At 36.9% G+C, this 14,863-nt stretch carries 15 protein-coding genes; 4 read left to right on the forward strand and 11 right to left on the reverse strand.

All coding sequences use genetic code 11. The annotated features are described in order from the left end of the window. Positions 1–64: 64 nt before the first annotated feature. From ahpF to ACQKN3_RS18615, 6 genes are all read right to left on the reverse strand, one after another. Entirely contained in the window at positions 65–1,621 is a 1,557-nt protein-coding gene (ahpF, locus tag ACQKN3_RS18590; RefSeq protein ID WP_427714007.1) for an alkyl hydroperoxide reductase subunit F, read from the reverse strand. Between the two features lie 210 nt (positions 1,622–1,831). Next, positions 1,832–2,395, reverse strand: coding sequence for an alkyl hydroperoxide reductase subunit C (gene ahpC, locus ACQKN3_RS18595; RefSeq protein ID WP_087618112.1), 564 nt, complete (start codon positions 2,393–2,395; stop codon positions 1,832–1,834). A gap of 446 nt (positions 2,396–2,841) precedes the next feature. Beyond that, entirely contained in the window at positions 2,842–2,964 is a 123-nt protein-coding gene (locus ACQKN3_RS18600; protein WP_427713902.1) for a hypothetical protein, read from the reverse strand. 24 nt (positions 2,965–2,988) lie between these two features. Then, positions 2,989–3,111, reverse strand: a complete 123-nt coding sequence (locus ACQKN3_RS18605; RefSeq protein WP_285848962.1) for a hypothetical protein — start codon at positions 3,109–3,111, stop codon at positions 2,989–2,991. A 355-nt stretch (positions 3,112–3,466) separates the two neighbouring features. Then, positions 3,467–3,868, reverse strand: a complete 402-nt coding sequence (locus ACQKN3_RS18610; protein WP_427713905.1) for a DUF948 domain-containing protein — start codon at positions 3,866–3,868, stop codon at positions 3,467–3,469. Between the two features lie 127 nt (positions 3,869–3,995). After that, positions 3,996–5,549, reverse strand: a complete 1,554-nt coding sequence (locus ACQKN3_RS18615; RefSeq protein WP_427713908.1) for an NlpC/P60 family protein — start codon at positions 5,547–5,549, stop codon at positions 3,996–3,998. A 346-nt stretch (positions 5,550–5,895) separates the two neighbouring features. On the opposite strand from ACQKN3_RS18615, the gene ACQKN3_RS18620 reads away from it, so the two are divergent. Further along, entirely contained in the window at positions 5,896–6,630 is a 735-nt protein-coding gene (locus ACQKN3_RS18620; protein WP_427713910.1) for a MerR family transcriptional regulator, read from the forward strand. Beyond that, positions 6,627–8,339, forward strand: coding sequence for an ABC transporter ATP-binding protein (locus ACQKN3_RS18625; protein ID WP_427713913.1), 1,713 nt, complete (start codon positions 6,627–6,629; stop codon positions 8,337–8,339). The genes ACQKN3_RS18620 and ACQKN3_RS18625 overlap by 4 nt, the downstream gene beginning before the upstream one ends. A 95-nt stretch (positions 8,340–8,434) precedes the next feature. Here the strand turns inward: ACQKN3_RS18625 and ACQKN3_RS18630 are convergent, their stop codons facing one another. The 4 genes from ACQKN3_RS18630 to ACQKN3_RS18645 all read right to left on the reverse strand — a co-directional run bounded on the left by ACQKN3_RS18630 (position 8,435) and on the right by ACQKN3_RS18645 (position 11,007). Further along, positions 8,435–8,791: a hypothetical protein gene (locus tag ACQKN3_RS18630; protein ID WP_427713915.1), complete on the reverse strand. Its 357-nt coding sequence runs from the start codon at positions 8,789–8,791 to the stop codon at positions 8,435–8,437. Positions 8,792–8,867: 76 nt separating this feature from the next. Then, a complete protein-coding gene (locus ACQKN3_RS18635) occupies positions 8,868–9,914 on the reverse strand; it encodes a DUF4097 family beta strand repeat-containing protein (protein WP_427713918.1) in 1,047 nt (348 codons plus the stop codon). A gap of 2 nt (positions 9,915–9,916) precedes the next feature. Next, positions 9,917–10,231, reverse strand: a complete 315-nt coding sequence (locus ACQKN3_RS18640; RefSeq protein ID WP_427713920.1) for a PadR family transcriptional regulator — start codon at positions 10,229–10,231, stop codon at positions 9,917–9,919. Between the two features lie 116 nt (positions 10,232–10,347). Beyond that, positions 10,348–11,007, reverse strand: a complete 660-nt coding sequence (locus ACQKN3_RS18645; protein ID WP_427713922.1) for a phospholipid phosphatase — start codon at positions 11,005–11,007, stop codon at positions 10,348–10,350. Between the two features lie 123 nt (positions 11,008–11,130). Between ACQKN3_RS18645 and ACQKN3_RS18650 the strand changes: the two genes are divergently transcribed. Together ACQKN3_RS18650 and ACQKN3_RS18655 are read left to right on the forward strand one after the other, a co-directional pair. Next, on the forward strand, positions 11,131–12,342 hold the full coding sequence (locus tag ACQKN3_RS18650) for an NAD(P)/FAD-dependent oxidoreductase (RefSeq protein ID WP_427713924.1): 1,212 nt from the start codon (positions 11,131–11,133) through the stop codon (positions 12,340–12,342). Between the two features lie 80 nt (positions 12,343–12,422). Further along, entirely contained in the window at positions 12,423–12,824 is a 402-nt protein-coding gene (locus ACQKN3_RS18655) for a PH domain-containing protein (protein ID WP_427713927.1), read from the forward strand. A gap of 41 nt (positions 12,825–12,865) precedes the next feature. Here ACQKN3_RS18655 and ACQKN3_RS18660 read toward each other — a convergent pair whose 3' ends face one another. Then, positions 12,866–14,569: a sensor domain-containing protein gene (locus ACQKN3_RS18660; protein ID WP_427713930.1), complete on the reverse strand. Its 1,704-nt coding sequence runs from the start codon at positions 14,567–14,569 to the stop codon at positions 12,866–12,868. Positions 14,570–14,863 lie beyond the last annotated feature (294 nt).

Consider the following 14,863-nt stretch of genomic DNA (forward strand, 5'->3'; position numbering starts at 1 on the left):
AATCACCATTATTCTACCCTTAAAAAAAATCCGTTGCACGATTTTACGTACAACGGATTTTATATTATGCTTCTACAAATTCACGTGAATCAACATTACGGATCATATAGTCAAATGCCCCTAAAGCAGCTGTTGCCCCAGAGCCCATTGAAATAACAATTTGCTTGTAAACCGTATCTGTGCAATCGCCTGCAGCAAAAATCCCCGGAACATTAGTTGCACCGTGCTTATCAATAATAATTTCACCATGCGCATTCATCTCTACTGCGCCTTCAAGGAACTCTGTATTTGGCAATAAACCAATTTGAACGAATACACCTTGTAATTCGATATGCTTTTCTTCACCTGTAACAACGTCTTTATACGTTAAACCATTTACTTTATCAGTTCCTGTAATTTCAGTAGTTGAAGCATTTGTAATAACTGTAACGTTTTTTAGACTGCGAACGCGTTCTTGAAGCACTTTATCCGCCTTCAACTCACTGTTACGTTGTAGCAAGATAACATGATTTACAATACCCGCTAAGTCGATTGCCGCTTCTACACCTGAGTTACCGCCACCGATTACCGCAACATCTTTCCCTTTGAAAATCGGACCATCACAATGAGGGCAATACGCAACGCCTTTATTTTTAAATTCTTCCTCACCAGGCACCTCAAGTTGACGATAACGAGCCCCTGTAGAAAGGATAACTGTTTTCCCTTTTAATACCGCTCCATTTTCTAACGTCACTTCAATTAGATCTTTTTTCTCGATTTTTGCTGCACGTTGTGATTTCATCACATCGATGTCATAGTCCAATACATGTGCTTCCAAGCTCGAAACAAATGCAGGGCCTTCTGTAGCCTTTGTCCCGATAATATTTTCAATTGATAACGTATCGTTAACCTGACCACCGAAGCGTTCTGCTACGATACCTGTACGAATTCCTTTACGTGCTGAATAAATAGCAGCCGCAGAACCTGCAGGACCGCCACCCACTACTAATACATCAAAAGCTTCTTTATCTGCAAATTCTGAGCCGTCCGATACTTCACCCAACTTCGTTAAAATATCTTCCAACTCCATACGACCGCCGCCGAAGTTTTCGCCGTTTAAATAAACAGTAGGCACTGCCATAATGTCTCGATCTTTAATTTCAGTCTGGAATGCTCCACCTTCAATCATTGTGTTCGAGATGTTCGGATTTAACACTGCCATAATGTTTAGTGCCTGCACAACATCCGGACAGTTATGACAAGTTAAACTCACGTACGTTTCAAATTTCAATGGATGCTTTATCGCCTGAATGCGTTTTACAACGGCTGCATCGATTTTTGGTGCACGGCCTGAAACTTGTAATAGCGCTAAAACTAATGATGTAAATTCATGACCAAGTGGTAATCCAGCAAAAGTAATACCAGATTCACTTTCGTCTATTTTATTGATACTGAAACTTGGTGTACGTTCTAATAATGCATGTTGCACCGTAATACGAGGAGACATCTTTTCCAACTCTTCAACTAAATTGAGCATTTCTTGCGATGTTTTGTCATCACTAACACTCACTTTAATTAGTAAATCACCTTCCAGCATTGATAAATACTGCTGTAATTGCGCTTTAATCTGATTATCTAACACTGCACAAGCTGCTGTATGAATACCACTTATTGTTCCCTCCCGAAAAATAAGTGGATTATTCTCTCTCAAATACAGCAAGCCTCTCACCTCTTTCCAATTAATTTTAAAGATAGAGAGCTTACCTTTCTTTCTCCAGTTAAAAACAGAGCGACAAAACCAAGCCATAACGGTTGTTTTTGTCGCTTACTTGTTTGTTATTTACTACTCAGATTAGATTTTACCTACTAGATCTAAGCTTGGCGTTAACGTTTCGCCGCCTTCTTCCCATTTAGCTGGGCAAACTTCACCTGGATTGTTACGTACATATTGAGCTGCTTTAATTTTGTTTACTAAAATAGAAGCGTCACGGCCGATACCGCCAGCATTAATTTCTAATGCTTGTACAACACCATCTGGATCGATGATGAATGTACCGCGCTCTGCTAAACCATCTTCTTCGTTTAACACGTCAAACGCCTTAGAAATTGTATGAGATGGGTCACCAATCATGATGTACTCAATTTTACCGATTGCTTCAGAAGTATCATGCCATGCTTTATGTGTGAAGTGTGTATCCGTCGATACTGAGTAAACTTCTACGCCTAAAGATTTTAAAGTAGCATATTCGTTTTGTAAGTCTTCTAACTCAGTTGGGCAAACGAATGTGAAGTCTGCTGGGTAGAAGCATACTACTGACCATTGTCCTTTGAAGTTTTCTGAAGTTACGTCGATGAATTCACCTTTTTGGAATGCTTTCGCAGCGAATGGTGCGATTTCTTTACCGATTAATGCCATTTTAAAATTCCTCCTATATAAATATCAATGAAATAATTATTATAAAATAATTATTATTACCATCTAAAATTATCTTATATTAGTTATATTTCGTCAACCTTCTACAACTTAAATTCCGTGAATTCTTCTATATAAATCACAAATTTACGTCACATAAGAACAAGAAAGGAATTTCTACGCAACAATATAGTACTTAAAAACAAAATCATGTCTTTAAAGCGTTATTTCTGTATATTCATCTCACTCAATTATAGTTATTAAATTTATAATATTATCCTCTCCAGCTACAACCTGCAGCAAGCACTCTTTATAATAGTCGCCATTCTCGTTTAACGTATCCTTAATACAATAAACGAGAAAACGGACCACTCTACTCTCAGTTTTTCCTTCCAAATAAAAAAAGTCGATGCAGAAAGCTTTCACTTTCTGCATCAACCTTTCTTTAACTAGTTGGTAAACGATAGGACAGCATTTTTATACTTAGCTAAAAATGCGGCTGCCTCGCTTTTATTTGTGTATTCGAACATACGAATGTCATTAGGATTATTGAACACTGTTACTACCCACATATTTTACCGCTCCCTTTCCATTCTTTATTTTGTATATGATAATATTGCGTTTTTATATTTTTCTAATTTTGAAGTCGCTTCAATTTTCGTCGTATATTCGAATATACGAATATCGTTTATATCATTAAATACTGTTACTACCCACATGTTTCATTTCTCCTTTTTTATAACACTGTATTATAAATAGTCGATTCTCCCGTGACAGTTGCAGATTGTTATATAACACACTTCCTGTTTTCTATTTTACTCTATTTTAATTAAAAAGAAACCTCCTAACCCCTATTTTCACAATACGTTCATAATTTATCTGATTTCTTTGAACACTTTGTGAAAGTCCTGAAATTCATGTTTTAAATAAAAAAGAGAAGAATAGAAGATAAGCTAGCAAGTTCTGTTCTAGTACAGAATAATAACGCTTACATAAGAAATTACGTTTATATTTATTTCTTTTTTTATGTAACAAAAAAGGGATGTACAGAAAATCTGTACATCCCTTTTCCTATTATGCTTTTCGCTGAATAATACCCATTGCGGTATTGGTCCAACGTTCTACCTCAGCTTGTAGATACGGATCATTGTTTGCTTTCTTCATAGCCTTCACAGTCGCATCGTGTGACACATCGCTCACTTGGTCCAATACTTCACCTGTATGTTTGACGGATTGAATGACAGACTGGACAGATTCTTTTTTATATTCAATATCTGCCATCATACGATTGACTGTTGTTGTTAATTTCGTTGTTTCGGTTTGAATAGGATTCAGCTGTTTTTTAATTCCTTCAGCATGTGCCAACAGCAGTGTAACAACTCTTTTTATTGGTCCAATTACAACAATAATACAGACGATTAACAGAACTACAGCAATTCCCAATATAACGAGGGCTGCTATTAACCACGGATTCATAAAATATGCCTCCTTATTAAAATTCCTTTATTCCTTACATATACCCAACTTACTCCTAACAATACACTAAATATTTTGTCATGTAAGTTAAAAAGAAACGGAAAATTTTTATTTTATTCATGCCCTTTTATAAATAACGTCTTGCACCTGAGTAGTTCTTTTTATAAACACCATTGTTCATTGATTCGATTTTCACTTTCGATGCGTAGTGTGGTGCATGCAACATTTTGCCGTCACCGATATAAAGGCCAACATGGTACACTTTCCCCTTGCCGCCATTATACGCAAAGAATACAAGGTCCCCAGGCTTTAAATTTTTCTTCGCAACAGCTTTACCACCTGTTGCCTGATAGAATGAATCCCTCGGAATCATGATGCCGTGTGTGCGGAATACCGCATATAAAATACCCGAACAGTCATAGCCCCAGGAAGAGGTTCCTGCCCAAAGATATGGTAAGCCCAAATAACGCTTCGCTTCGTTAATGATTGTATTAGCTGTCGGTTTTGGAACATCGCTATAGGATGCATAAGATTTTGCCGCACTTTTCTTTAGTAGTTTAACCCCGTCACCCGGTGTTTCTACATAATAGTATTTTGAAGTCTCATCAATTACCGGCAAAATTGTTGCATAACTGATTTGTAAAAATTTCGTTTTCGCATCTTTTTCTAAAAGATTCGTTTTATCTGCAGTAATAATCGCAATGCCGCAATCATCATAATTTTTGTTCGTTGCCACAACATGAGATTGTGGAACCCATCCAGGATAACCTGCCTTTAAATATGGTACATATTGATCTTTTGCCGCGACACGTTGCCATTTCCCTTTTGTTTCAAGCAATGATACTTCATCGCCATACAACGCTTGGGTATCTGTACGTCCAACAAGCCATTTCTTTTGAGATAAACTTAATGATGAGATCCATTTTTGCATTTCTACCGGGTTTTTTGTCGAAGGATAATCAACAGCACGCGCCTGGTTAGGTTTATTCCATAAATTTGTTACTGCAACATCAACTACATAACGTTTTTTCGCTGTTTCTTTTACACAGCTTTGGAACACAGGCTGTTCTGGTTCAGTAGGTCTTAATGATGGCTCAATAATTCTTGCAAGGTAAGAAACAAAATCCCCGCGAGTCATCATTTCGCTCGGATTGAATTTTTGATTTTTTGCCGGGTATACAATTTTATTTGCTATTAATGCTTGAATTGCAGGTACAGCACTATGATTTTTTGTAATATCCGTATATGGAATTGCCTCCGATCCACTTAACTGAAACGCAGGTACCAAAATCTTTACCGCCTGTGCACGCGATAATTTTGCATCCGGATTAAATTTACCTTCAAACCCTGTCATCATGCCAAGCTCAGTTATTGCTGCAATGACAGGCATTCGCGAATCATCTGCAGGAATGTCTAAATATGTAGGAATTGTACTCATTTCTAAATCAATTTGCAGTGTACGTACGATAAACTCAGCCACTTCATAACGTGTAATCGGATCATCTGCACGAAAATTATCGTTTGGTGACAGTACCACTCCACCTAAATTATTTAACACTGTAAGTTCTTCATTTAATTTAGAGTCATCTTTTACGTCCGAAAACATTTGGGCATAGCCTATATTCGTAGCTGCTGCTAACAGGAAACAAATCACCCCAATTTGAAGTAAAATTTTCCTCATTCTTTTTATGTTCCTACTCTCCATTTTTCCTTAACCTCCATAATATAAAAATTTACCTATCAATCTCTATACGCTCTTACCCTTCCTTTCTAAATAATAGTATTTATTGTAATTTTTTTCTATGTTATTTCGTTACTATTTTTAGATTTTTACAAATTTTTATTATCCCCTCTAAATTAATTAGTTCATATTTAGTCAATTTTTTTCACGTGGAACATAATGTGACAACTTTCGATAAATTTGCACATTATTTTTTATCGCAAATTCATCATTTTAATTTTTTCGAATCTTTTCATTGCATGTTACGTTACGTCAGCTTTTATACTACATATAAGGAGTGAGGGAAATGTATTCAATCGGGGAATTTTCTAAAAAGACCGGCATTACGATTCGTACTTTGCGTTATTACGGAGAAAAGGGTTTATTAATACCTGCCAGTATTTCTGAAGGCGGACAGCGCTATTATAATGATGCTAATATCATCACTGTCCAAAAGATCGTGACTTTCAAATATCTTGATTATTCTCTAGAGGAAATTAAAGAGCTGCTCAAAAAAGATGATTCTTTGCTTCAATCTTTGGAACATCAAAAGTTGCAGTTAATAAAGAAGAAAAAACAGCTGGAACAAATGCTTGCAACAATTGATACAGCCATTCACATTCACCAGGAAAATTCGGCTGTCGACCCCACTACATTACTGCTCATCATTCATAGTTTACTGACAGAGGATGCCCAGAAGGATTATTTAAGACAGTATATTCCGGAGCCGCTAATTGAACAGATATACAGTTTTTTAGATATGAATTTTATCGAAATTAATCGACGTTATATTGAAAGTCTCTATGAAATTAAACAGGCTTTCCTGCATCCGCCAGAAGACACGGAACTAACACAACTGATTGAACAGTTATTTTCCATTATTCCGCCAGAACTGACGAAAAGTTTAGCGCAGGAATTTGAAAAACATCCAAATATTGATTTTGATAATTGGTTATTTACAATTCCGCTTTCTAGTGAGGAAGAAAATTGGCTCTTGGATCAAGCTGCACGATTGAAAATACTAGAGGGGGTTATTACATGAACTTTCAGCTAAAGCAATTATGGGAACTCATTAAAAAAAGCAAATTCCCCAAAAAACTCGTCATCATTGTTTTTATATTAAGTATTATCGAAACACTCGCTTCACTTGCTGTACCATTATTTACGATGAATATGATCAACGATTTTTCGACTATAGGTTTTGCTTGGACAGCGGTCACTGCCGTTGCTCTAATTTTAGTCATACAGGCGGTTCTTAGTGGGTTGACTTATTTTCTAATGCGTATGCTCGGGGAACGGATAGTCGCGAATTTACGAAATACACTTTGGCAGCATATTTTACATTTAAAAACCCCTTACTTTGATGCCCACGAATCCGGGGAAACGATGAGCCGTATTACACAAGATACAAGCGTCGTAAAAGAACTTGTAACAGATCATCTAGTAAGCTTTGTATCGGGCATTTTTTCTATAATCGGTGCGATTGCAATTTTACTTTGGATTGACTGGAGAATGACGCTTCTTATGCTAATAGCCGTACCGCTTGCGATATTTGTTACATTGCCACTTGGACAAAAAATGCATAAAATCGCTAAAGCCAATCAAGACGAACTCGCTTTATTCAGTGGGCATCTTGGACGGGTATTATCTAATATCCGACTTGTAAAATCTTCCCAAACCGAACCATTGGAAAAAGAACGGGGTGAAAACCGGATTGAACAGCTTTACCGATTTGGTTTAAAAGAGGCCAAAATCCTCGCTATTTTATCACCGATTATGACGCTCATTATGATGATTGTGCTGATTCTTTTATTCGGATATGGGGGCACACAAGTATCTTCAGGAGCAATTTCTTCAGGGGAACTTGTTGCGATTATGATTTACCTTGTGCAAATCATCATTCCATTTACACAAATGGCAACTTTTTTCACAGCCTTACAGAAAGCACTTGGTGCAACAGAACGTATTCAATCAATCATTGCTCAGGCAACCGAAAAGATATCCGGTCTTTCAATTCCTGCGGTGGCACAAGATATCATTTTTCAAAATGTAAAGTTTCAATATGCCGAGCAGCCTATTTTAAAAGGGATGAACTTTACGATTCCATCTGGCAAAACTACCGCATTTGTAAGCAGTAGCGGCGGCGGGAAAACGACGATGTTTTCGTTAATTGAGCGCTTTTATGAAGTAACAGAGGGCAAAATTTTATATGGACAGACAAATATTGAAAAGTATGATTTATACGAATGGCGGAAACTGTTCGGTTATGTGACACAAGACGCGCCCCTTATGAATGGATCGATCCGCGAAAATGTTTTATATGGTCAAAACGAATCAACTGAAGAACAGGTAGTGGAAGCATTGCGAGCCGCCTATGCCTACGATTTTGTAATTGCACTTGAACAAGGAATCGAAACAGAAGTTGGTGAAGGCGGCATTAAACTGTCAGGAGGACAAAAGCAGCGGATTGCGATTGCCCGTGCAATTCTACGCAATCCTCAAATATTACTGCTTGATGAAGCGACATCGAATTTGGACAATGAATCTGAACGTGAAGTCCAGCTTGCTTTACAGGCATTGATGAAAAACCGAACGACTGTCATTATCGCACATCGTCTTTCTACAATTACAAATGCCGACCAGATTTTATTATTTGAAGACGGGCAGCTGTCAGGTGCAGGTACTCATGGAGAGCTTATTATCTCACATTCATACTACAAGCAGCTATGGTCTAAAATGCAAGTGATTTAGCATGAAAGGTGCTCGAAGGAAACTTCGCAGCACTTTTTCCTCTATAGAAAAACACGCCAAAAGTTAATTTACTTTTGACGTGCTGTATTTTATTTCTAAGCTTTCAATTGAGCAAACTGTATATGTTTACAATGTTTTTTCAAGATATCCAATACTTCATTTAAAAAACTAATTTCATCTTTTTCAACCATCCAGGCGTTTTCGTCATGCTGAGCAACATACGTACTGCTTACATATGGGGCATTTTCCGCTGTAATCAGACGCACATAACCGAATGTCATACCGGCTTCTTTATAATCCACTCTCAATATATCTTCGTATGAAATAGTTTTCATCCGAGGTTTAGATTTATTTATAAATAGAAACTTTTCACCAGCATAGTCAATTGTTATTTCTGTTTTATCAAGTATCACCTTGTAGCCACCAAATAATTTAAAGCTATATGTTTTCATCGTTAACGACTCCATTTCAACTATCATTAGTTTTATTATACGGATTATGCCGATGAGTTTCTAACTTTTACATAGATTACTGAGCTAAAAGATCCTCAACTGTTATTTTCCCGTTGCTTGTTTTTAATTGTATGGTGTTTTCTCTAGTACCGTGCGAATAATGCGATTTTTTTTCATTATAAATAGATACGGATCCCCAAGCAGTCCAACTATCAATTTCAATATTTTTAAGCTTTCCTTCTGTACTCAATACTATTTGACCATTATCAGATTCAAAATTTAATGGTGATTGGACAGTTTTTAACTGTGCAACAATCCGGCCATTTCGTGACTGTGCTTTGATTTTCCCTAAAACATTCTTAATTTCGACACGTCCATTATCTGACTCAAACTGAAGCTCTTGACCCGTTACATCCTCTGCGATAATCCGGCCATTATTGGAACTTGCTTTAACATGTTCAATGTTAGTTTCTGTGAGCACCACTCGCCCGTTAGCCGAATGAGCATCAAGAACTTTCCCTTGAATATGGTCTGTTAAAATACGGCCGTTATCTGATTTTAGATAAAATTGCTGTGCGATAGTTTCAGACACCTTAATCCGTCCATTGTCATTATGAATCACAAGCTTTTCATACTGTTTTTTAGGCAGATAAACCACTGTATCTATTGTATTGATCGTCCCTATTATCGTAATAAACCAAAAACGACGGACCTGCTCCTGACGCTTTATAGAGATGAAAAGTGTGTCATCTTTTATTAGCATAGATGCTTCAGTCAACTGGTCCTTATCCTTTGTTTCAATAAGTGCCTCGTCAGCGTCAGTTGGAACAATTACAACATTCACACCATTAGCCTCAATATCTACATTTCGATACGGAATTGGCTTATCATTTTTCATAACCGCCACATTTTCCATAAAGTCTTCTTCATCATATGAAGCAAGGAGCTCTTCAGCCAGCTCTTCAATATTTCCGAATGATTTTATAATTTCTTCAGTTGTCTTTCCTTCTGCACGGCCATTTTCGAAGTATTCTTCAAAGTCTCTGCGTATGTCATCTCTTTCTTGCTGTTGTAATTTTACTAAATGGTTATCAAGTAAATCTAAAAACTGTTGTTCATTCATTTTTATTTGCTCCCTTGAATTAAAGTATTTACACCCGAAATAAAACTTTCCCATTCATTACGTAAGCTCTGTAGTTGTTCAATCCCTAGATCGGTAATCTGATAATATTTACGCGGCGGGCCTTCTGTTGATTCCATTAAATATGTTGTAAAAAGACCGTCTTTTGTTAACCTGCGTAACAGCGGGTATACCGCTCCTTCTGATATTTCAATTTGTGTAGAAATTGCTTGCACAAGCTCATATCCATACATATCTTTCTTTTCTAATAAGGCGAGGACACATAAATTCAACACACCTTTTTTAAATTGAGGATTCATTATTTCACCTCACTACTATTTAATATACAATAGTGTAACAAACACTACTATTCATTGCAAGGTAGTGAACAAAAAATAATTGTGCTAAGATTTATCCTCAGCACAATTTTTGTTCGTTAAAACCTTCTATAAGGTCTGTCGTTCGAATAATGGATTGCCGTCCACATTAATGTCGCAATTAATACTAACTCGAAGGCATTTGTAATCGCGTCACTGCCAATATCAATCGGAACTGCGCTACCGATCGTCATAACGATTGTACCGACAAGCATCCACCACCATTTTCTTTTCCGGACTAGCATGATTGCGGCGATTAATAAGGCGACAAGTACAATCAAAATCATTGGTGGCGGTCCGGATGCTGCTGCTGTTGTACTGTAGCTAAGTACACCAAATGATTCCTCCGGAGCTAATTCCAGTCCACTCAGTTCCGCAAAATATTCAATAATCATGGCAATAATCCATAAAACGCCAAATGTAAAAGGAACCCATTTCTTATAGGCAAAATGAAGGTTTGCTTCTTTCATTACAAACAATGAAAAAAGTATTAAAGTTGGTGTAAATATTGCATGAAGCCAAAAACGGCCATAGCTCAGGGTTTCAAGAAGGCTCCCCTCTCCGATGAGATGGCCTAACGCTAATATTGCATTATCATAAATCAGGGCAGCAATAACCAAAAACAAAATGGCAGATGCAGTTTTTTTATGTTTTGCCATTCCCCAGACGAAGATGGCAATATAGGCAATCGTGAAAAATCCGAAAATATAAGGATCCATCATATCCCTCCTCTTAGTTTCTATCTTTCCCCTTTACCCCTAAATTAAGTTATTAAAAATTTCAAGATTAGAAACAGAAACGAGCGGGAAATATTCTTTACATAATACAAGGGGGGACTATTTATGGAATTACACAATGGTTTATTGTTTTGGCCAACGACACTTTTAAAAGAACCACACACAAACCCACCAATTAAACCTCATTATGATGCAATTATCGTAGGTGCCGGAATGAGTGGACTACTAACGGCGAAAGCACTAATTGATGAGGGCTTAACGGTAGCCGTTTTAGAACGAAACAAGCTCGGCTCCGGCAGTACTTCTGCCAATACAGGACTACTCCAATATTCAAATGATATTCAATTACATGAACTAAGTGATTTAATCGGAGAAGAGGATGCTGTACGTTTTTATAAACTTTGCTTTGAAGCAGTTGACCAGCTCGAAAAAATTGCGCAACCTTTAAAAGATCAGGCTGATTTCATTCGACGTCCAAGTATCTGTTTTGCCAGTGAAAAAAAAGATGTGTCAAAGCTTGAAAAGGAATGTGAAATATTAGTAAAGCACGGATTCCCTGCTGAACTTTGGAATGAACTTGTCGTAGAAAAGCGCTTGCCCTTTAAAGCACCTGCAGCTTTGTACACACATAATGATGCGGAAATGAACCCTTATAAATTCGTTGTTTCATTAACTGAGCAGCTTATCGCTAAAGGGCTGGATTTATTTGAAAATACGTATGCCAATATTATTGAGGATGAGGGAAATGAGATTATTTTGCATACAATGAACGGAATCTTTAAAACATCCCGTATTGTATACACAACCGGTTACGATCGTCTTCCTTATGGAAAAATGAAGGGTGCTGACATTAACCGCTCTTATGCGATTGTAACAGAGCAAAAACCCGGCTTTGAGGGCTGGTATGAAAATGCACTCATTTGGGAAACTGCTCGCCCGTATTTATATATGCGAAAAACAGTGGATCACCGCATTATAATTGGGGGATTAGACGAAAAGAGAGCCGAGCCTGCCAAACATGAAACAACAGTGGACGCAATGGCAAACGTGCTGCTTGATAAACTTCATGAATTATTGCCTGACGAGAACTTCCATGCACCCTACAAATACTGTGCTTCCTTCGGTGAATCATTAGACCATCTCCCCTTTATCGGACAGCATCCAGAACAGCCGAAGCATTATTACCTGCTCGGATTTGGAGGTAACGGCACGGTTTATAGTATGCTTGGCTCTCAAATTATTGCCGATTTAGTCATGAACCGCCCGAATGACGATGCCCGTCTGGTGACATTGGACAGAAAATATGGAATTAAATAACCAAAAACTCCTATTGCTAGAATTGCATTTTTAAATTTTGCCTCTTTGTTATAAGCTATAAGTAGAAGGGAGGCTTTTTCATGGTTTTTAAATCGAAGGTGGATATTTGGATGGCTATTATATTTATTCTTGTGCCAATCTCAATGATATACGGGGTCATTACCGAGCCAAGTGCTGTTTTACTGCTCGTAACAGCATTCGTTATTGTCTTATTATGCATACTGTTTTTTGGTACAAAATACGTCATCGAAAAGGACGAACTCATCGTATACGCCGGTATTTATAAAAAGCGAATTCCTATTCAACAAATACGCAGCTTACGTCCATCGAAAAATCCTCTATCAGCTCCGGCTATGTCAATCGACCGTATTGAAATAACCTTTGATCCGCATATTCAAGTCATTCTTGTATCTCCAAAGGAAAGGGAGCTGTTTGTAAATAAGCTTCTTGAAATCAATCCAAGTATTACAGTCAAATCATAAAAAAATCCACGCAAATTGAATGATCAATCTGCGTGGATTTTTTACACGAGTATCCCCTTTTCACTTAAACGTTGCGAAAAATCATCAATCGTTAATGGACGGCTATAATAGTAACCCTGTACAAATTCACAATCAAACTCCCGTAAAAGGTGCAAGTCTTCATGTTCTTCGACACCTTCCGCAACTACTTTTAAATTAAGTGCACGTGCCAAGGAAATCATCGCTGAAACCATGGCAATATCTGCGTTGTTTTTATACATTTCGTGGATGAACGTACGATCTATTTTCAATAAATCTACCGGGAATTTCTTCAAATAGCTTAATGAAGAATATCCTGTCCCAAAGTCATCAATAGCTAACGTAATATCCATTTCACTTAAATGTTTGATTGTATTGAGCAAATCTGAATTTTGATCTAAAAAACTCATTTCTGTTATTTCGATTTCCAGTGCACTAGGTGAAATCTCATGCTCCTGTAAAATTTGATTTAAACGCTCGATAAAATTATCCGCTTTCAAATGGCTTGGCGAAATATTAACAGCTACTCGAAGATTCAAATTATATTGCTTATTCCATTCTGTTACTTGGCGACCGGCTTTAGCGATAACCCACTCACTAATGTCACTGATCAGTCCAAAATCTTCTGCAAATGGGATGAACTGATCCGGTGGTACAAAACCAAGTTCATCGTCAAACCACCGAATGAGTGCTTCCATACCTTCAATATTATTTGTTTGTAGATTCACTTTCGGTTGGTAATACAGTTCAAATGCCTGATTTTTAATGGCATCATGTAACTTTGTTTCCAATGTCAGTAGTTGGTTATGTGAAAAGCGCTGTTGTTTTTTATAAATGACAAACCCTTTATTATTGCTTTTTTTCGCCTCATACATCGCAATATCTGCATATTTTAATATGTCTTGTGCTGAGTGACCATGCTCCGGGTAATTTACAGCTCCGATACTGATCGATGCATAAAATGCATAGTTATTTAAATTGAATTGGTGTTTAAATAGCGCTTGTATATCTTCTGCAGCATTTTCAAGTAGTGTCGCATCTCTTAATATACAGATAAATTCATCTCCACTTAATCGATAAAAAGTCATAAGCGGGCTATTCAATGTTTTTGTTCGCTCCGCAATTTCTACTAAAAACAGATCTCCAACTCGATGCCCTAAGCCATCATTAATGTTTTTAAATCGGTTCACATCAAATAACATAAGTGAAAATGGCTGTTGCTCAACTTCGATCAACGTTTTTAAATCATTAAGCAACATCCGGCGATTTGGCAGTCCTGTCAAGTCATCATGGTGTGCAATATGTATCATTTCCCCAATTTTCTTTTGTGCGGTAATATCTGTACGAATCGAAATATACTGATAGGGTTTTCCTTTTTCGTTCAAAAAAGGCACAATCGTCGTCTGTACCCAATATGTTGAACCATCCTTTGCGCGGTTGCATACTTCCCCATGCCACGTTTTACCCGAACCTATCGTACGCCACATTTCCTTAAAAAAAGATTTTGGGTGATAGCCTGAATTTAAAAGTCGGTGATCTTTACCAATGAGTTCACAACGTTCATATTTGGAGATTTTACAAAATCGGTCATTTACCATCGTGATAATGCCTCGTTGATCTGTAACAGCCAAAATGGACGACTCGTCTAATGCAACTTTAATATTTTGTAATTCTTCTACCGTCAGTTGCATTGAACTTAGTACATTTGTATCTTCTGTTTTCACCATATATCCACCAACTTCTATTTAGTGATTCTTTTCTAATGTATTTTCTAAAAATTTGAACTCTTTAATCCATAATTATAGTTCTTAATTAACGATTTTGGTAGTTCTTTTAGATAATTTCGACTATTTTTTATAATTTTTTACTTTTTCTCTCTCTTTTTTAAGTGTTTTTCAATTTCTATCTAAATTTTACTAGAAATTTTTTATCAAGGTTCTCTATTAAATGTTCAACATCCCCCTCCTTTTACCGGAATATTCTGATAAGATTATAGTAATTTCCATTGAAAGGATTGATAA

The sequence above is a fragment of the Solibacillus sp. NPDC093137 genome (assembly GCF_050280445.1).
Lineage (GTDB): Bacteria > Bacillota > Bacilli > Bacillales_A > Planococcaceae > Solibacillus > Solibacillus isronensis_B.